16 protein-coding genes are annotated in these 17,368 nt (G+C 53.6%); 5 read left to right on the forward strand and 11 right to left on the reverse strand.

Features of this window, described 5'->3' with window-relative positions; translation table 11 throughout:
* Positions 1 to 58 precede the first annotated feature (58 nt).
* The gene (locus AUQ43_RS20430) at positions 59 to 739 is read left to right on the forward strand and encodes a thermonuclease family protein (protein WP_062956073.1); all 681 of its coding nucleotides are present in this window, start codon (positions 59 to 61) and stop codon (positions 737 to 739) included.
* Positions 740 to 850: 111 nt separating this feature from the next.
* Here AUQ43_RS20430 and AUQ43_RS09690 read toward each other — a convergent pair whose 3' ends face one another.
* The 4 genes from AUQ43_RS09690 to AUQ43_RS09705 form a co-directional block, all read right to left on the reverse strand.
* The gene (locus AUQ43_RS09690) at positions 851 to 1,546 is read right to left on the reverse strand and encodes a COQ9 family protein (protein WP_062956074.1); all 696 of its coding nucleotides are present in this window, start codon (positions 1,544 to 1,546) and stop codon (positions 851 to 853) included.
* Positions 1,547 to 2,131 (reverse strand): peptide deformylase, encoded by a 585-nt coding sequence (gene def, locus AUQ43_RS09695; RefSeq protein WP_062956075.1) that lies wholly within the window; start codon positions 2,129 to 2,131, stop codon positions 1,547 to 1,549.
* A 65-nt stretch (positions 2,132 to 2,196) separates the two neighbouring features.
* Positions 2,197 to 3,429, reverse strand: a complete 1,233-nt coding sequence (locus AUQ43_RS09700) for an HlyD family secretion protein (RefSeq protein WP_062956076.1) — start codon at positions 3,427 to 3,429, stop codon at positions 2,197 to 2,199.
* Complete coding sequence (locus AUQ43_RS09705) at positions 3,422 to 3,844, reverse strand: hypothetical protein (protein WP_062956077.1); 423 nt, start codon at positions 3,842 to 3,844, stop codon at positions 3,422 to 3,424. The genes AUQ43_RS09700 and AUQ43_RS09705 overlap by 8 nt, the downstream gene beginning before the upstream one ends.
* A 360-nt stretch (positions 3,845 to 4,204) precedes the next feature.
* Between AUQ43_RS09705 and rpsU the strand changes: the two genes are divergently transcribed.
* Positions 4,205 to 4,408, forward strand: coding sequence for a 30S ribosomal protein S21 (rpsU, locus tag AUQ43_RS09710; RefSeq protein WP_008891676.1), 204 nt, complete (start codon positions 4,205 to 4,207; stop codon positions 4,406 to 4,408).
* A 164-nt stretch (positions 4,409 to 4,572) separates the two neighbouring features.
* Here the strand turns inward: rpsU and AUQ43_RS09715 are convergent, their stop codons facing one another.
* Both AUQ43_RS09715 and AUQ43_RS09720 read right to left on the reverse strand, forming a co-directional pair.
* Positions 4,573 to 5,337, reverse strand: coding sequence for an SDR family oxidoreductase (locus AUQ43_RS09715; protein WP_114129920.1), 765 nt, complete (start codon positions 5,335 to 5,337; stop codon positions 4,573 to 4,575).
* Between the two features lie 148 nt (positions 5,338 to 5,485).
* Positions 5,486 to 6,073, reverse strand: a complete 588-nt coding sequence (locus AUQ43_RS09720) for a hypothetical protein (protein ID WP_062956079.1) — start codon at positions 6,071 to 6,073, stop codon at positions 5,486 to 5,488.
* Positions 6,074 to 6,245: 172 nt separating this feature from the next.
* Here AUQ43_RS09720 and AUQ43_RS09725 point away from each other — a divergent pair, with 172 nt between their 5' ends.
* On the forward strand, positions 6,246 to 8,087 hold the full coding sequence (locus AUQ43_RS09725) for an ATP-binding protein (protein WP_062956080.1): 1,842 nt from the start codon (positions 6,246 to 6,248) through the stop codon (positions 8,085 to 8,087).
* Positions 8,088 to 8,142: 55 nt separating this feature from the next.
* On the opposite strand, the gene AUQ43_RS09730 is transcribed toward AUQ43_RS09725, so the two are convergent.
* From AUQ43_RS09730 to AUQ43_RS09740, 3 genes are read right to left on the reverse strand one after another with little or no spacing between them, the layout of a single operon-like run.
* Positions 8,143 to 9,540 (reverse strand): NAD(P)(+) transhydrogenase (Re/Si-specific) subunit beta, encoded by a 1,398-nt coding sequence (locus AUQ43_RS09730; RefSeq protein WP_062956081.1) that lies wholly within the window; start codon positions 9,538 to 9,540, stop codon positions 8,143 to 8,145.
* Positions 9,541 to 9,552: 12 nt separating this feature from the next.
* Positions 9,553 to 9,984 carry an NAD(P) transhydrogenase subunit alpha gene (locus tag AUQ43_RS09735; RefSeq protein ID WP_062956082.1) on the reverse strand — a complete coding sequence of 144 codons (432 nt, stop codon included), beginning with the start codon at positions 9,982 to 9,984 and terminating at the stop codon, positions 9,553 to 9,555.
* Positions 9,977 to 11,140 carry a Re/Si-specific NAD(P)(+) transhydrogenase subunit alpha gene (locus AUQ43_RS09740; RefSeq protein WP_062956083.1) on the reverse strand — a complete coding sequence of 388 codons (1,164 nt, stop codon included), beginning with the start codon at positions 11,138 to 11,140 and terminating at the stop codon, positions 9,977 to 9,979. The genes AUQ43_RS09735 and AUQ43_RS09740 overlap by 8 nt, the downstream gene beginning before the upstream one ends.
* Positions 11,141 to 11,175: 35 nt before the next feature.
* On the opposite strand from AUQ43_RS09740, the gene AUQ43_RS20270 reads away from it, so the two are divergent.
* Positions 11,176 to 11,757: a hypothetical protein gene (locus AUQ43_RS20270; RefSeq protein ID WP_147250483.1), complete on the forward strand. Its 582-nt coding sequence runs from the start codon at positions 11,176 to 11,178 to the stop codon at positions 11,755 to 11,757.
* Between the two features lie 129 nt (positions 11,758 to 11,886).
* Here AUQ43_RS20270 and AUQ43_RS09745 read toward each other — a convergent pair whose 3' ends face one another.
* Together AUQ43_RS09745 and AUQ43_RS09750 are read right to left on the reverse strand one after the other, a co-directional pair.
* Positions 11,887 to 13,266, reverse strand: a complete 1,380-nt coding sequence (locus AUQ43_RS09745; protein WP_062956084.1) for an AarF/ABC1/UbiB kinase family protein — start codon at positions 13,264 to 13,266, stop codon at positions 11,887 to 11,889.
* Position 13,267: 1 nt separating this feature from the next.
* Positions 13,268 to 15,043 carry a M3 family oligoendopeptidase gene (locus AUQ43_RS09750; RefSeq protein ID WP_062956085.1) on the reverse strand — a complete coding sequence of 592 codons (1,776 nt, stop codon included), beginning with the start codon at positions 15,041 to 15,043 and terminating at the stop codon, positions 13,268 to 13,270.
* A 479-nt stretch (positions 15,044 to 15,522) separates the two neighbouring features.
* Here AUQ43_RS09750 and AUQ43_RS09755 point away from each other — a divergent pair, with 479 nt between their 5' ends.
* A complete protein-coding gene (locus tag AUQ43_RS09755) occupies positions 15,523 to 17,343 on the forward strand; it encodes a long-chain fatty acid--CoA ligase (RefSeq protein ID WP_062956086.1) in 1,821 nt (606 codons plus the stop codon).
* Positions 17,344 to 17,368: the final 25 nt, after the last annotated feature.

Consider the following 17,368-nt stretch of genomic DNA (forward strand, 5'->3'; position numbering starts at 1 on the left):
TCGATTGGCATCCGGTTTGCTGTTGAAGGGGCAGGAAACTCTTTACGGATGACATGTGATGAAAAAGCTTCTGATCATTCTTTCACTGACACTTGGCCTGATCGCTGTTGAAAGCCGGACCAATACCGCGATGGCGGTACCGGGGGCGGCGGGCTTCCCCGAAGTAATCGAAGGCGACAAGCTGCGTTTTGGTAATCTGATTGTCGAACTGTTTGGCATTCGCGCACCAAAACCCGGCATGATCTGCCGGGCCGGATCGGTTGAATTCCAGTGCGGTGCCGCAGCGGCCCAGGCGCTTGATCGCATCATTGAAAACTACGCCATCAAATGCCAGCAGGTCTCGGATGTACAACTGTTCCCGATGCTGACCGAATGCCAGATGGGGCAAAATGATCTGAACCGCCTGATCCTGCGCGCTGGCTGGGCCATGGTCGATATGGTCAGCTGCGATAGCCATCCAAGCTGTGCGACTTATTTGCACGACCAGCAGTTCGCCAAGGACAACAAAAAGGGCATCTGGATGGGCACCCCGCCGTCTGAGCTGGTTGCCCTGGCCGCCAAGCCGGTCAAACATGACCTTCAGAAAACCGACGACGCCACCGCCCTTGAAAAGATGCTTGAAGAAACGCTTGAGCAGGAACGTCCAGAAACCCCGATCTCCATCGATCTGGCTTCCGAGATGGAAGAAGCCAACGCACCCGACATGACGCTTTTAAGCTTCCTGACCAATACCTTCTGATCAGGCCCCGTCACAACGCCTGCAAAAAGTTTCCGTGCCTCAAAACGCAAAACGCCACCGGCAGCATGCACGGTGGCGTTTTTGTTTTCCAGGGGCGTTGAAGGCTGTTTGTCAGCCACCAAACTGACGACGCATACGGGATGGCGTTGGCATACAACGCGCAACCTTTGCCCCCATCTTGAACGGCGCAGCGGCAATCTTGCCTGCCTTGCCAATTTTGGCGGTGATTTTCGGGATCTGCATGACATTGCCAATCCGGCGGTCCAGAAACGCCCAGCTATCGGCGTGACATTCGGACGTATCATCAAGCCAGTAGGCAAGCGTCGATCCATAGACACCGGCAAGCAACATGCGTTTGGTGTACCAGTTGTGATCGGTCGAGGTATCCCCCGCCGCAATCCACATCGCATCCACCGTCCCATGGGTCAGTTTCAGGCCAAGGGCGGCATTCTGTGGCAAGGCCAGAAAGGCAAGAGCCGCACGCACGGTGTCTTTCTGATCCTCAACCAGATCAAGGCGGGTCTTGACCGCAGTCGCAATGCGATCACGAATTTTCAGGTTCTCAAGGCCCTTTTCATCAAGGGCTGTCATCATCTTGCGATCCGTCAGCTCGACATAGGTACTGATGGCCTGACGAATGCCATTGGGCAGCAAACGATCAACCTCACCCGGCGCAAGATCAAGGTCCTCTGCCCCGGCCTTTAGCGCCTGTTTGGTCCAGCCATCAAACGGCACATGCTCAAGGGCTGCCTCGACCAGTGCTTCGCGTTGGGCTTGCAGGCGGGTCATGCTTTCAGTAACAGACATTCAGGCCTCCTCGTCATCAGATGCTGCGTCAGTTGTCGCCGACTGTCTAAAGTTAGTCTCGGGCGGGTTTTCGCGCAATTCCTCGTTAAATCCAAGCAACGACATATCTTCCATACGTTCGGGATACATCACCCCGATCAAATGATCATATTCGTGCTGAACCACGCGGGCATGGAAGCCACCGGCGGTGTGTTCCACACTTTCGCCCTTATCATTTAACCCGCGGTAACGGATTTTGTTCCATCGCGGCACCACACCCTGAAGGCCGGGGATGGACAAACACCCTTCCCAGCCATCGACGATTTCATCGCCAATCGGCTCTATTTCGGGATTAATCAGGACACTTAGAGGAACTTCACCATCATCGGGATCGTCGCTTTTGCGAAGTGCGGGCACGTAATAGACCATGATCGCCAATGACTGAAACACCTGTGGTGCTGCAAGGCCAACGCCTCCGGCATCCTTCATGGTGTCCTTCATATCAGCGATCAGGCGCTGAATTTCGGGATCAAGCGGGTCTTCGACACGGTCTGCAACGCGGCGCAGAACCGGGTGGCCCATCCGGGCAATTTTCAGGATCGACATGGCCCTATATCCAACCAAAACCGACCGTCTGTAAAGCCCCTATGCGCCCCCGGGCCCCAAAGCCTCTAGTGACCAGAGAAGACCAAGGTCTGGATCGGCCAGATCAAAGCTTGCACACGCAGCAATACCGCATGCACCGCCCCGACTGTTTGCACCATATGCAGAAACAGCCAGCGACCGGCTCCAATCTCCGGGTCTTCAAGCTGGTCATGGGTGTTCGTATAGGCATTGGCAACGCATTTACTGCCCAAAGGCACATCTTCGACCGTTTCCGGATAAAGCGGCACCATCTTGGCAAGGAACGTGCCGGGCTGTGCGCGCTCGGTAATTTCAAGCAAACGATCACTTGGCCGGAACTGACCGGCGGCGATGACCGGCTGTACGTCCGTCACCACCATCGGAATAATTTCAAACGGAAGCGACGCACAGGTCACCTCTGTGATTACGCCGGGCTTAACCACCTGTGTTGCGATCTGGGCAAAGCCCGCCTGATAGATGGTTTCCCCGTCCTTTTCCGGAACCAGAATTCCCGCCGGACGCAGGACCGGGCTTACAAAGTCGCCGACCTGCAAGGCAAATTGTTGAATCTTCCCGGCCACACCAGCCCGGACCACGGTTTTTGAAAGCTCTGCCTCGGCTGACCTTAACGCAGCCTGCGCATTGGCAAGCTGGGCCGGCAGCAGGCTTTCAAGTTTGGTTTCAATCACCGTCTTGCTGGCAAGTGCAGCATTCAGCCCACCTTGCCGGGTTGTCAGGGATACTTCCAGGCGTTCGACCTCGCGGCGTGAGACTGCATTATTCCCGCGCGACAAAAGATCGGCTTTGACTTCAAGCTCGTCACGCACCTGATTATAGGCGCCGCGTGCCTGTTCAACATTGCCCTCGGCGACGGCAAGGTCAGCACGGGTGACATCCATCTGGGCACGGATTTCGGCAATGCGCTGTTCAGCCATGGCGACGGCTTCGCGTTCTACGCGGTTATCAATGCGAAACAGCGGATCACCACCGGCCACGACCTGGTCATTTTCAACATAGATCTCGACCACACGCCCGCCTTTTTCCGGCAGAATCGTTACGGTTCGGAAGAACGATGACACATTCACCGTCGATGGATGGAAATAGAAAATAGTCGCAATAAGCGTGATCGTCAGGATCGCACAGGCAACAATGCCATAGCGCAGTTCGTACCAGACGGAAAACAGTGTGATTTCCTTGCCGATCCGTTTGCCCTGTTTGTAACGACGGAACAGGTAATCGGGCAGGATGGTGAACAGCGAACACAGAAGAAGCTCAAACATCTTTGGAAGCCTCCTGCGTCACGGCCTGTGTCACTGAATTGCTTGACCCGTCCGAGTCGTCAATCACACCTTTCTTGCGGGCCATGGCTTTGACAGAGTCGGCAATCGACTGGATCGGACTATAGAAATCCGGCACCTGCACGACTGCAATCACAAGAGCCGCCAACCAGAACAGGTTGTTATGGGTGAACAGCGCCAATAGCGTCAGGATACTGATCAGCTGGATCTGCGTGTGGTTGGCGTGATGGGCCATCCGTTCGGGCAATGAATGCAAGCTCAGATAAAGCGCACCAAGGCCAAACACGGCCAAAACCACAAACCAGACGACCATGGTGAACAGAATATCAGTTTCACCTGGGGCTGTGACAAAGAACGGCGCATGTAAAATCGCCGTTTCGCGCAGACCACCTTCCATTTCTGCTCCTCCGAGCTGTTCAAAGATCCCGCCCGGAGAACCGGGAACATCAAGTCGTTTACTCGACCCTGGTCAGGCAATAGCCACTGTTATCTCAAAGCATTATACAACTTTTGGTTAAATTTTCGATACAGTGATCACCACCGGGTATTGCCGCGACCAGAACAGTGAACCGGCTTCGTTACCCAAAGTGTTTGTCATGGCACGGCAAATAAACGCCAAAGGCGAATATCCCCTTCCCTCTTTTCTTTTTCGCCGCTTTGCACTATATACAGCCCACGGTCATTTTGGCCGTACAACCAACCGGGGGGCATTCCGCACTCCGGGTGTTTTTGTTTTTTTGAAAGGAGCGTGGTTTCCGTGCAGGTAATCGTTCGCGACAACAATGTCGATCAGGCTCTGAAAGCGCTTAAGAAAAAGATGCAGCGTGAGGGCATTTTCCGTGAGATGAAACTCCGTCGCCACTTTGAAAAGCCGTCGGAGAAGAAAGCTCGCGAAGGGGCGGAAGCAATCCGTCGTGCCCGCAAGCTGGAGCGTAAGCGCATCGAGCGCGAAGGCTTCTAGTCTTTTTCACTTTCGGGGTATCTCGAACGTGACTGTACGATCGAATTTAGTTCGCTAAATTCGGACCCGTGCGCCAAACCCGCCTCGGAGCAATCCGGGCGGGTTTGGTTTTTTCCGGGCTATGGCAAAGTCATGGCCTCAAGCGTGGCCTGATCCAGAAATGATCAAGCGGCCTTGCAGATCGAGTTGCCTCCATCGGCCAGCATGGCCGAACCGGTAACAAAGCTTGAGTTATCAGACGCCAGAAACAATGCCGCCCTGGCAATTTCGTCTGGCGCAGCGATCCGGCCGAGCGCATGGAACTTTTCCACCATTGCCCGCGCTTCCGGATCATTGGCAAAGCTTGCCGCCATCGGGGTGTCCGTGCCGCCCGGCAACAAGGCATTTACCCGCACATTAGCCCCGCCATACTCCACGGCCAGACATTGCGCCATCCCGATCAGGCCCATTTTACTTGCCGCATAGGCCGTCATGCCCGGCAGGCCAATGGTATGCCCAACAAATGTAGAGGTAAAAATAACCGATCCGCCGCCGCGTTTGGCAATTTCGGGCATCTGGTATTTTGCCCCGAACATGGCAGCGGTCAGGTTGGTTCGAATGGTTTTCTCCCACTCCCCAACGTCAATATCGTTCAGCGCTCCGGGGGATCCGAGGGTTCCGGCATTGTTGAACCCCACATCAAGCCCACCATATTCGCCAATGGCAGCATCAACCAATGCCTTGGCAAACGCCTCGTCGCAGACATCCCCGGCAAGGGCAAATGCCTTGCCGCCTGCCCCATTGATTTCCGTCACAACCTGATCAAGCCGGTCTTCCGAGCGCGCCGCAAGCACAAGCTTTGCCCCTTCCTGGGCAAACAGTTTGGCCGATGCAGCGCCGATCCCGGAACTTGCGCCGGTAATGATAACAACCTTGTCTTCAAGCAACATGATCCATCCAATCCATCTGGCACCCGCCCCGTTGACCGGGCGGTGCGATTAACGATGGCAAAAGGATATGGGGCGGACGAAAATGCTGCTCGCCGGTTTCGGACCTGACGTTCAATCGCCCCAATTAAAGACAGATCAATTGGCGATATCAGTTCTCCGAAACCCACGCCCGGATGTCATCGAGCATTGTGGGCTCATAGCCAATCGGTTCAGGTATCGGCTCAGACCGGACAATGATGCCCGACTGGGTGCGATAGACGGTGTAAAGCGTATCTTGCTTGATATCAGTAAAGGTCGAACTGCCGTACTCGGCATCGATCAGGAAATTCCATTCCGCCAGATAGTTCATCAGATCAAGCACATCACCCAGCCCCAGATCATAGGCCATCTTTGGCTTGGTGTTTTCGTCATTGATATCATGATAGCGGCCTTCAAAGCGCACCAGCTTATAGCGCGCATCCATGCCCATCACATTGGCCCAGGGCTTCAACTTGATAAACTCGGCATCAATCCGCCACTGATCGCCATAAATCTCAAAGACGCCGATATCCCCATCCCCGACAGACGCCAGATGTGCTTCAAACAAATCATCCTCAAGGCGCTCGAAATACATCTTGGCAATCGGCTTCTCGGCGGTCAGTCGGACATAGGTCAGGATCGTCAGCCCCATGAACGCGACCAGCGCCACAGAAAGCACAACCACCAGAAACACAGAAACCCTTACCAACCGAAACATGTGACCTTCCGAACCAGACCATCTGGGTGAAGCATGACAGAACTATAAGGCACGAAAAAGTATTCGTGACTGTTTACTCATCAAACCGACCGCCCCTTCTGGATAGCTTTTTCATTAGTCATCCACGATTTACGATTGTTGGAAAAGAAATGTCTTTTGGAGGAAAACCTCAATGAAGTTGCTATCCCTAGAAGTCGAGAACTTCCGTGGCTATAAAGACGCTAGGAAAATCACCTTTGATGACCTCACAACACTGATTGGCAAGAACGACATTGGCAAATCGACAATCTTAGAAGCGTTAGAGATTTTCTTTAACAATGACACTGTGAAGATTGAACAAACAGATGCCAACGTTTTCTCAAACAGTAAAACGGTGAAGATCACCTGTGAGTTTTCTGAGCATACTGAAGCCATCGTACTCGACAGTGAGTCTTCAACAACTCTAAGAACCGAATTCCTACTCACGGATCACAACACGCTAAAAATCCAGAAGCTCTACGACTGCTCAAAAAAAACTCCGTCATGTGAGGTGTTTATAATTGCGGATCACCCGAGCGTAACTGGAGCTGAAAACCTTCTTGAACTCAAAGAGAAGGATTTGCGGGACAAGGTAAAATCCCTTGGCTTAGACGTTTCCCTAAAGGGCAATCCGACAATGAGGAAAGCCATTTGGGAGCATTTTCCAGATCTCCAACTCAAGGAGACGCCCATCCCGGTTTCCAAACCGAAGGAAGACAGCAAAAGGATTTGGGAGAAGATCGAAATACTGCTTCCCATGTTCGCAATTTTTCAGAGTGATCGAGCAAGCAAAGACAGCGATGGAGAAGTGCAAAATCCACTTAAGGGTGCTGTAGCCACTGCCATCGCCGAAACCCAAACGCAGATCGCTGAAATTGAACAAATGGTCCGGGAAAAGAGCGAGGAAATCGCCAAACTAACGCATGATGCGTTGAAGCAAATTGACCCGAACCTTGCTGAAAGCTTGGAGCCGAAATTCAGCCCCCCAGCTCAGTCGAAATGGGCGAATCTGTTTTCTCTCGGCATGGAAACGAATGGAAATATCGCACTCAATAAGCGTGGCAGTGGAGTGCGTCGAATGATTTTGGTCAGTTTTTTCAAAGCTGAAGCTGAAAGAAAGTTGCAGAGCAACTCAAAGTCCAACGTGATCTACGCAATTGAAGAACCTGAAACATCTCAGCATCCTTCGAACCAAAAAATACTGATCAACTCATTCAAGGACCTATCTGCAACCGAGAACTGCCAAGTCATCCTTACCACGCACAGTCCCGGCTTAGCCTCTGACCTTCCTACTGAGAGCATCAGATTTGTCAGTTCTTCTAGTATTGGAGCCACACCCAACATTGACGTCGGTGTCAACGTTTTCGACAAAGTTGCTGACGCTCTCGGCCTCGTTCCAGATAGCCGCGTCAAAGTCTTGGTGTTTGTCGAGGGGCCAACTGACGTCCAAGCGCTAAAATGTCTAAGCAAAGCTATTCACATGGACGATTATCAATCACCAAACCTAGAAACAGATGAGCGCTTTGCATTTGTTGTGTCTGGTGGAGCAACCCTCAAGCATTGGGTCACGAAAAACTACCTGGGAAATCTCGGCCTTACCGAATTTCACCTGTACGACAATGATGTGGCTACTTACCAAGGCACTGTCGACCAAGTAAATGAGAGAAAAGACAATCGCGGTTCACATGCAACTCTAACCGCAAAGCACGAAATTGAGAGCTATCTGCATTCGGGCGCGATTCTTGAAGCCTTCGGATTTGAAATCGAAGTAGCAGATCATCCTGATAACAACACAGACACGGTGCCCAGAGAATTTGCGAAATCATTTGCTGAACACCACAATCGCCCCAACGTCCCATCAGATGGCACAGCTAAGAAGAAGCTTGCGGAGAGCGCCTTCCCAAAGATGACCGCTGCTTGGATTGATGAACGAGATCCAGCAGGCGAAGTGAGAGGTTGGTTTCGCCGCCTCCGAGCGATGGCGGATCAAGCATAGTAAAAAGGCGGCCCCATCGGAGCCGCCTTTTGTCGCTTCAAACCGGATGGTTTGATCAGTTGTCGAGATGCATGACGATTTCTTCGCACATCTTCTTGGCATCGCCGAACAGCATCATGGTGTTGTCCTTGAAGAACAGCTCGTTCTGGATGCCAGCGTAACCCGCTGACATGCCGCGTTTGACGAACAGGACCGTTTTGGCCTTTTCGACTTCAAGGATCGGCATGCCGAAGATCGGGCTTGCCGGGTCGGTTTTGGCTGCCGGGTTGGTGATGTCGTTTGCACCAATCACAAAGGCAACGTCAGCCGATCCGAAATCACGGTTGATTTCTTCCATTTCCAGCACATCGTCATAGGGCACGCTGGCCTCGGCCAGAAGCACGTTCATGTGACCCGGCATACGTCCGGCCACCGGATGGATGGCGTAACGGACTTTGACACCCTCGGCTTTAAGGATATCAGCCATTTCACGCAGCGCATGCTGTGCCTGTGCGACGGCCATGCCATAGCCCGGCACGATGATGACGCTCGATGCATTCTTCATGATGAAGGACGCATCATCGGCCGAGCCGGATTTAACCGACCGATCACCATCACCGCCAGGTCCAGCGGCTGCTTCGCCCTCTGCGCCAAAGCCACCAAAGATGACATTGAAGATCGAGCGGTTCATGCCCTTGCACATGATGTAGGACAGGATCGCACCCGACGCGCCGACAAGCGCCCCGGTAATGATCAGCGCACTGTTCTGAAGCGTGAAGCCGATGCCGCATGCCGCCCAACCCGAGTACGAGTTCAGCATGGAAACAACGACCGGCATGTCTGCCCCGCCGATCGGAATGATCAGCGTAACACCCAGAACAAGGGCAAGTGCAACAAGGATCCAGAAGGCGGTATGGCTTTCAGTCACCACCAGAATGACGCCAAAGACAACAATGGCAATCCCGATGGCAAGGTTGAGCATATGCTGCCCCTTGAACCGGACAGGCGTGCCCGAAACAATGCCCTGCAATTTACCAAACGCAATCAGCGAACCGGTAAAGGTGATGGCACCAATCGCAACGCCAAGTCCCATTTCAATCAGGCTGGCCGCACCGATATTGCCCGCCGTTCCGATGCCATAGGCACCCGGCGAATAAAGCGCAGCCCCGGCGACAAACACCGCCGCCAGACCGACCAGTGAGTGGAAGGCCGCAACAAGTTGTGGCAGCGCGGTCATCTGGATCTTGAGCGCGATGACCGTACCAATCGCACCACCGATCAGAATACCGACGATGATGGTTGTGTATGACAGCACGGCCGGGCTTGCCAGCGTGGTAAAGATGGCAATTGCCATACCCACCATGCCAAGGATGTTCCCGTTCCGGGCCGATTCAGGTGACGAAAGTCCGCGCAACGAAAGAATGAAGCAGACCGAGGCCACCAGATACAGGAAAGCCGATAGGTTTTCCGACATTGTGTGTTCCCCCTACTTCTTTTTCTTGAACATATGCAGCATGCGCTGGGCGACAATAAAGCCACCGAAAATGTTGACCGAGGCCAACACCACCGCGATGAAGCCCATCATCTTGGAGAAGTTCATCTCCACCGGGCCTGCTGCCAGAAGCGCACCAACGATAATCACCGATGAAATGGCGTTGGTCACAGCCATCAAAGGCGAATGAAGTGCCGGGGTAACTTTCCAGACGACGTAATAGCCAACAAAGCAGGCCAGAACGAAGACGGTCAGACCAAGGACAGTCGGGCTAACACCCGATCCCTGCACCGCAACCGCGGCCGTGCCAGCGGCATCAGACGCACCACTTGCCAGACTATCGGCAAGCTCTGCTGCCTTTTCCGCAAGGCCAAGGGCGGCATCGCGGAGTTCATTTGCATCTTGGGCTACGGATTGATCAGCCATTTGCGACCTCCTCCCCGCCGAATTTCGGATGAACGACCTTTCCGTCGTGGGTCAGGCGCGTCTCTTTGATGATCTGGTCTTCGCCATCAAACGAAAGCGCGCCCTTGTCCGCATCAACAGAAAGGGTGATGAAGTTCAAAAGGTTCTTGGCATACATCGCCGTTGCATCGGTTGCGACAGAACTGGTGATGTTGGCAGGGCCAATCAGCTTGACGCCATTATCGGTCATCACCGTTTCACCAAGTTTCACACCGGCCACGTTGCCACCACGCTCCGCGGCAAGATCAATGATCACCGATCCCGGCTTCATGCCCGCCACCATATCGGCAGTGACAATTTCCGGTGCCGGACGGCCCGGAATAAGGGCCGTGGTAATGACGATGTCAGTCTTGGTCAGAACCTCTTTAAGCTTTTCAGCCTGCTTTTTCTTGTAGTCGTCCGACATTTCCTTGGCGTAGCCACCGGACGTTTCGGCGTCGGACGCCGTGTCGTCTTCGACTTCAATGAAGGTCCCTCCAAGGGATTGAACCTGCTCTTTCACAGCCGGGCGCACATCAAATGCCGAGACAACAGCACCAAGACGCTTGGCCGTTGCAATTGCCTGCAGGCCAGCAACACCGGCCCCGACCACGACAACACGTGCCGGCGGCAAGGTACCCGCGGCTGTCATCATCATCGGATAGATGCGGCCAAATTCATGGGCGGCATCCAGAACGGCGCGATAGCCCGCCAGGTTGGATTGCGAAGACAGCACATCCATTGACTGCGCGCGTGAAATACGCGGCATCAATTCCATGGAATAACCATCCACACCCGCCTTTGCCATGGCATTGATCAGGTCTTTACGATCATATGGCTCAAGCAGGGCGACAACGGCCGCCCCCTTTTTATAGGCAGTCAATTCGTTGGTTTTGCCATCAATGACAGGTGGGCGCACCTTGAAGATGACATCGGCATCCTTCACGGTGGTTTTCATTGTTTTGGCAATGGTTGCACCGGCATCGACAAAGCGATCATCCGGTATGGCGGCGTCAGTTCCGGCACCAGCCTCAATTGCTACGTCAAACCCCAGAGCCTTAAGTTTCTTGACGGTCTCTGGCGTGACGGCAACGCGCTTTTCCCCGGGCCATATTTCCTTTGGAACGGCCAGTTTCATCGCGTTTGACCTCCTTCCCTAAGTGATTGGTCAGTTTGACAATCCGTGTTCTTTCAAAGCAACCGGTTCCAGAACGTCGTTTTGCGTTCATTTCGGACCGATCACCGGGCAACCCTTGTCCAATTCAAATCATCCGGGCCAACACACCTGACGGCCCGAAAAAGAAAAAGGCGGTTCTTCAGCAATCGCAGAAGAAACCGCCCACTTTCCCACCACGCATTACAAGGCATAAACCTTGCGACATATCAGGTCCCACCCGCCATTGGTGCTCAGGACAAACAATCAATGACGCCCTGCATGTCTGCGTTGAGAGCAAGATGCGATTTCTCGCCGACAACCACAATCCGAAAAAACGACAAAAAAACAGTTTAACTAGACTTCGGTTAACTGCCGATAAAATCAACAATGAGCGGAAATTCGCACATTTAATTTCCGCTATGGAACAGGTCCTTATCCTGCTCGTCACACGTCAGACAATTGATTTTCCCCAGTTTCCCCTGTTTTTACCCCACGTTGTAAGTGAATATTATCTTACAAACAAACGCCAGAGTCTTCCTTTATCGGTCACCGATCAACCAACACGTAACGCGCCAACCTTAAAAAGGTTCGCAAAATGATTCCCGATTTTTTCAGATTTGTTTCAGGGTAAGCTGACCAAATTCGGTTTTTCAACCCGCAATTCGCATCAAACGCTCAGGCGGTTGCACCCCAAAAGATCGAATCGCAGCGATGTTGTGTCAGGCAATTTACGCGTCCGGGCGATCCAGACCGATCTGATCAAGGGCGGTTTTTTGGCGGGCTTCAAGTTTTGCCACGTCAAAATCACCAACCAGATCGTTAAACAGGCGATACCAGTTCACCTGCGCATCAAGACGCAGGAATACCGCCCCAAGCCCCACAGCCGCGCGGTCAACCAGAACAAACTCGCGGGGTGGTTTGACACCGCCGACACGGCGCAGTTCCTGATGAACCTTTCCTGCGACTTCTGCACCATAGGCGACCGAATTCGTTTCGCCCATCTTGCGTTCGCGATCATCAAGGATCGGGCCGTAAACGAAGCTGGCCCAGATATTGAGCACATCAATCAATTCGCGCGACGGATTTTCAAAGCCCCAGCTTTCATAGGCTGAAACAGCCTTTTCCTCGTCCTCGTCACGCAGCGCCTCATAGAGCGTGATCACTGCCTGAACAAAGTCGGGTTTGAAAATGCGGATACAGCCGAAATCCAGAAGATTGACCGAAAGGTCATCACGCAGTGTGTAATTGCCCAGATGCGGATCGCCATGGATCACGCCATAACGGTAAAACGGCACATACCACGCCCGAAACATATTAAGCGCAACCTGATTGCGCGCATTCTGATCGGGATCGCTTTCAAGGAAATGCTTGAACTTTTGCCCCTTCTGCCAGGTCATGGTCAAAAGCCGGCTGGTGGTCACTTCGTCAACAGGTTCGGGGACGTGTACGCAATCGACATCGGCCAGCATATGACCATACAGGCGCATATGCTTGGCTTCACGCTCATAGTCGAGTTCTTCGCGCAGGCGTGCTGTCAGTTCTTCCTGAATGTTTTGTGCATCAATCGCGCTGTCATAGCGCTTGTAGATCGCAAAGGCCGCACGCAGCTGCTTAAGGTCGGCCTCGACGGTTGCCGACATGTCCGGGTATTGCAGCTTGCACGCAACATCTCGCCCGTCGGGCAAGGTCGCCTTGTGGACCTGCCCAAGTGACGCTGCCGCCACGGCATCGTGGCTGAAATCGGTGAAGTTTGACTGCCACCCGGCCCCCAGTTCGCTGCGCATGCGGCGTTTGACAAACAACCAGCCCATGCTGGGTGCATCGGCCTGAAGTTCGGCCAGAGCCTGGGTATATTCCTTGGGCAGGGCATCGGGGATGGTCGAAAGGATCTGGGCGACCTTCATCAGCGGGCCCTTGAGCCCACCAAGGGCAGAGGTCAGTTCGGCGGCGTATTTGGCGTGATCAATCTCGCCGCCGAACATTTTTCCCGTGGCAAGGCGCGCGGCCAGTTTACTGGCCGATGCGCCCACCCGTGCATAACGACGAACCCGCCCGCCAAACCTGTTTTCCTCGTTCGCGGCGGTATAATCATCGTCGTTATCACTCATCTCAGGAAAGCTCCTCCAGCTCGTCGATCATACGCTTGATCATATTAAGGCCCCGCTGCCAGAAGGCCGGGTCCGATGCATCAAGTCCGAACGGTGCCAGCAGTTCCTGATGCCGCTTGGTGCCCCCGGCTTTCAGCATATCAAGATACTTTTGCTGGAAGCCGTCTTCGGCACCCTGATAAACATCGTAAAGCGAGTTCACCAGGCAATCGCCAAAGGCATAGGCATAAACATAGAACGGCGAATGGATGAAGTGTGGAATATAAGACCAGTAGTACTTGTATTCATCTTCATACCGGATGGCGTCGCCCAGACTTTCATGCTGTACGGCCAGCCAGATGTCGCAGATCTCATCGACGGTCAATTCACCTTCGCGGCGCTTTTCATGCACGCGTTTTTCAAATTCAAAGAACGCGATCTGACGCACGACGGTGTTGAGCATGTCCTCAACCTTGCCCGCCAACATGATGCGCTTCATCTTCGGATCGCTTTCCGCGCGCAACATCGACTGGAAGGTCAGCATTTCACCAAATACCGACGCAGTTTCTGCCAGGGTCAGCGGCGTATCAGACAGGAAATAGCCCTGCTCTGCTGCCAGAACCTGATGCACACCATGGCCCAACTCATGGGCCAGCGTCATCACATCACGGGTTTTGCCGTGATAATTCAGCAAAAGGTACGGATGCGCAGACGGCACGGTCGGGTGCGCAAAGGCGCCAGATGACTTGCCCGCACGGGGCGGCACATCAATCCACGGGTTATCAAAGAATTTCTGACCAACTTCCGCCAGTTCCGGGGAAAACTCGCCATACGCCTTCAACACGGTCGACCGCGCGGTGTCCCAATCAATCTGACGATCATCGTCATCAGGCAACGGCGCATTGCGATCCCAGTAATCAAGCTGATCAACGCCAAACCATTTCGCTTTCAGGCGATAATACCGGTGCGACAGATCGGCATGGCTGTTTTTCACGGCTGTATTAAGCGCATCAACAACTTCATCCTCGACCTGGTTGGACAGGTTGCGCGACGAAACCGGGGTTGGGAATTTTCGCAGGCGATCATCAATTTCCTTGTCCTTGGCAAGGGTATTGGTGATGTGCGCCAGAAGCTTGATGTTCTTGCCCAGAACGTCACCGATTGATTTCGCGGCTTTCTTGCGATCTTCGACCTTGCTTGATGACAGCATGTTCGCAGCATCCGACATGGTCAGCTCTTCGCCATCAATCGGGAAGCGCAATTCCGCCATGGTCTGGTCAAACAGGCGCACCCACGCGGCCGATCCGGCGACGCGGCGCTCATGCAGGACCTGCTCGACCTCGTCGGAAAGCTGGTGCGGGCGGAAAGCACGGTTTTCATCAAGCCACGGACGATAGCGGCGAAGGGCTTCGCTTTGTTCGTATTTCGCATCCAGCGATGCGTCTTCAATCCGGTTGATTTCAAGACCAAAGAACAGCGACAGACTGGAAATACCGGTCATTTCTTCCTGAACGAACTGATAGAACTGACCAATGGCCGCGTCCGAGCTATCTCCGGCATATTTCAACTGGGCAAAGGAGCCGATCTTGCCACAGATTTCGCTGATGGCTTCGTATTCGGCAATGGCAGCTGCCAGTTCATCACCGGACAGCTCATAGAGCTTGCCCTGATAGGTCTGCTGAAACGCCTGAGAGCGGCTTTTGGCATCATCAAGATCGCGCCGAATATTCGGGTCTTTCAGATCGTTATAGAGATCGGTCAGATCCCAGGTCGGCAAATTCTTGTTGATCGCGTTCATTTGTCCTCCAGACAGTCTCTTTGGTCTCTTTTCAGTCGCGGGCCGCCGATCCGCAAAGCACGGGGCAATCCCGTTTGCATTCAAAGATCCGAACCCGATATATAGCCTGTCAAAGCCATATCACCAGACCCGTTAACAGATACGGTTTCAAATTGCTGGTCCGATCATATCGTTCCTTGTGTCACGGACAACAGCAAAGCCGCGTTGAGCACCAAATAGAACGGTATTTCACACGAGTGTGACCCGGAACACTGCCCACAATCGCGCGTTGCTGTGACATCGGTGACAAATCGGTCTTTAAAATGTCATTTTCAGGCTGCGCAATTACGCAATCCCTGATAACAAATTCATCTTGGAACGTTCGTTTATTCCGATCTGCCCGGCACTTATATGGGTATAAAGACCGAGGACAACGTCCCCATCAGGGCAGCGCCAAGATTGCCCATTCACGGGAACAGACAGTGAGGCAAGGAAACGCCATGACGAGTTTGCAGGATTATGCCGATTGGCAAAACTTGCCGACCATGTTTTTCGACAAGGCCAAGAAACATGGCAACGCGCCGTTTCTCTGGACGAAAAATCCCGAAAGCAAGGAATTTGAATCCACCAGTTGGCAAGAAGCTGCCGATCAGGTGCGTGCGCTTGCCCGTTCCCTTTATGACATTGGCGTACGCCCCGGTGATCGGGTTCTGCTGGTTTCGGAAAACCGCACCGAATGGGGGATTGCCGACCTTGCCATCATGTGCGTCGGGGCCATGACCGTTCCGGCCTACACCACCAATACCGAGCGCGATCATCTTCACGCGATCGAAGACAGTGGTGCGGCGATTGCCATCATCTCGACCAAGAAACTTGCCCAGCCCTTCCTGCATGCCGCCCTTGATAGCGGGCGCTGCCGCCATGCGATCATGATGGAAGAATGGGGACAAAGCTTTGTCGGTGATATCACCATTTCGCGCTGGGATGATCTGATTGCCAAGGGGCGCGGCCTGACCCACGACGTGGATGCCTGGATCTCCAAGATCAATCGCGAAGACCTTGCCTGCCTGATTTACACTTCGGGCACCGGCGGCTCGCCCAAGGGTGTGATGCTCAGCCACGGGGCGATCATTTCAAACTGCATGGGCGCGTTTGACATCATCGAAACCCTTGGCATCGACAAGGAAATCTTCCTGTCCTTCCTGCCACTGTCGCATTCCTATGAACATACTGCGGGCCTTTATTTCCCGATCAGTATTGATGCCCAGATCTATTACGCCGAAGGGCTTGATAAGCTGGCCGCCAATCTGGCCGAAGTCAAACCGACCATCATGACGGCTGTGCCGCGCCTTTATGAAATGCTCTATCAGCGCATGAGCCGCATGGTCGAAAAGGAAGGCGGACTGAAGCAAAAGCTGTTTGACCTTACACTTCGTCTTGGCCGCAAGAATTACGAAGGCGAACGACTGGGGCCGATCGAAAAGCTTCAGAACCTTGCCTGTGAACTGTTGCTCCGTCGAAAGCTGCGTCAGCGCTTTGGCGGACGGATCAAGGCGATGGTATCGGGTGGTGGACCGCTGAATTACGAACTGGGTGTTTTGTTCGTCTCATGCGGCATCCGCATTCTTCAGGGCTATGGCCAGACGGAATTCGCCCCGGTGGTATCGTGCAACCGTGCAGAAAACAACAAGCTGCGCACTGTCGGCCCACCGATGGTCGGGGCCGAGGTCAAGATTGCCGATGACGGTGAAATCCTGCTGCGCGGTGAAAGCATGATGAAGGGTTACTGGAACCTGCCCGAAGTCACGGCATCGACCATTATCGACGGCTGGCTGCATACCGGTGATATCGGCACGTTCGATGAACAGGGCAGCCTGATGATCACGGACCGCAAGAAGGACATCATCGTCAATTCCGGTGGCGACAATATTTCGCCCCAGCGGATCGAAGGCCTGATGACCCTTGAGACCGAGATTTCCCAAGCCATGGTCTATGGCGATGACAAGCCCTATCTGGTGGCTGTTCTGTGGCCCGAAGAAGACTTCATGCGCGAATTTGCCCGCGACAACGGGCTAACGAATGATATCGAGGCCCTTGGCAAGAACGAGGAATTCCGCAAGATCATCCGTTCGGCCATTGACCGGGTGAACAAACGCCTGTCGACCATTGAAAAGGTGCGCAGCTTCATGTTTGCCGAAGCGCCCTTTACCATCGACAATGAAATGCTGACCCCGTCGATGAAAATCCGCCGCCACAAAATCCGCGAAGCCTATGCCAAACAGCTTGATGGCCTTTATCAGCGCAAGCGCGGCGGCCAATAGAAGCCAAACGACTGACCATAAAGAC

It is taken from the genome of Thalassospira sp. MCCC 1A01148, from assembly GCF_001613795.1.
Lineage (GTDB): Bacteria > Pseudomonadota > Alphaproteobacteria > Rhodospirillales > Thalassospiraceae > Thalassospira.

Excerpts from the sequence above, each read along its gene's own strand:
- AUQ43_RS09730 (WP_062956081.1), bottom strand. The coding sequence starts at position 9,540 with ATGTCGGAAAACCTATCGGCTTTCCTGTATCTGGTGGCCTCGGTCTGC.
- AUQ43_RS09720 (WP_062956079.1), bottom strand. The coding sequence starts at position 6,073 with ATGTTTCGGTTGGTAAGGGTTTCTGTGTTTCTGGTGGTTGTGCTTTCT.
- AUQ43_RS09700 (WP_062956076.1), bottom strand. The coding sequence starts at position 3,429 with ATGTTTGAGCTTCTTCTGTGTTCGCTGTTCACCATCCTGCCCGATTAC.
- def (WP_062956075.1), bottom strand. The coding sequence starts at position 2,131 with ATGTCGATCCTGAAAATTGCCCGGATGGGCCACCCGGTTCTGCGCCGC.
- AUQ43_RS09705 (WP_062956077.1), bottom strand. The coding sequence starts at position 3,844 with ATGGAAGGTGGTCTGCGCGAAACGGCGATTTTACATGCGCCGTTCTTT.
- AUQ43_RS09690 (WP_062956074.1), bottom strand. The coding sequence starts at position 1,546 with ATGTCTGTTACTGAAAGCATGACCCGCCTGCAAGCCCAACGCGAAGCA.
- AUQ43_RS20430 (WP_062956073.1), top strand. The coding sequence starts at position 59 with ATGAAAAAGCTTCTGATCATTCTTTCACTGACACTTGGCCTGATCGCT.
- AUQ43_RS09745 (WP_062956084.1), bottom strand. The coding sequence starts at position 13,266 with ATGAGTGATAACGACGATGATTATACCGCCGCGAACGAGGAAAACAGG.
- AUQ43_RS09750 (WP_062956085.1), bottom strand. The coding sequence starts at position 15,043 with ATGAACGCGATCAACAAGAATTTGCCGACCTGGGATCTGACCGATCTC.
- AUQ43_RS09715 (WP_114129920.1), bottom strand. The coding sequence starts at position 5,337 with ATGTTGCTTGAAGACAAGGTTGTTATCATTACCGGCGCAAGTTCCGGG.
- AUQ43_RS09740 (WP_062956083.1), bottom strand. The coding sequence starts at position 11,140 with ATGAAACTGGCCGTTCCAAAGGAAATATGGCCCGGGGAAAAGCGCGTT.
- AUQ43_RS09735 (WP_062956082.1), bottom strand. The coding sequence starts at position 9,984 with ATGGCTGATCAATCCGTAGCCCAAGATGCAAATGAACTCCGCGATGCC.
- AUQ43_RS09725 (WP_062956080.1), top strand. The coding sequence starts at position 6,246 with ATGAAGTTGCTATCCCTAGAAGTCGAGAACTTCCGTGGCTATAAAGAC.
- AUQ43_RS09755 (WP_062956086.1), top strand. The coding sequence starts at position 15,523 with ATGACGAGTTTGCAGGATTATGCCGATTGGCAAAACTTGCCGACCATG.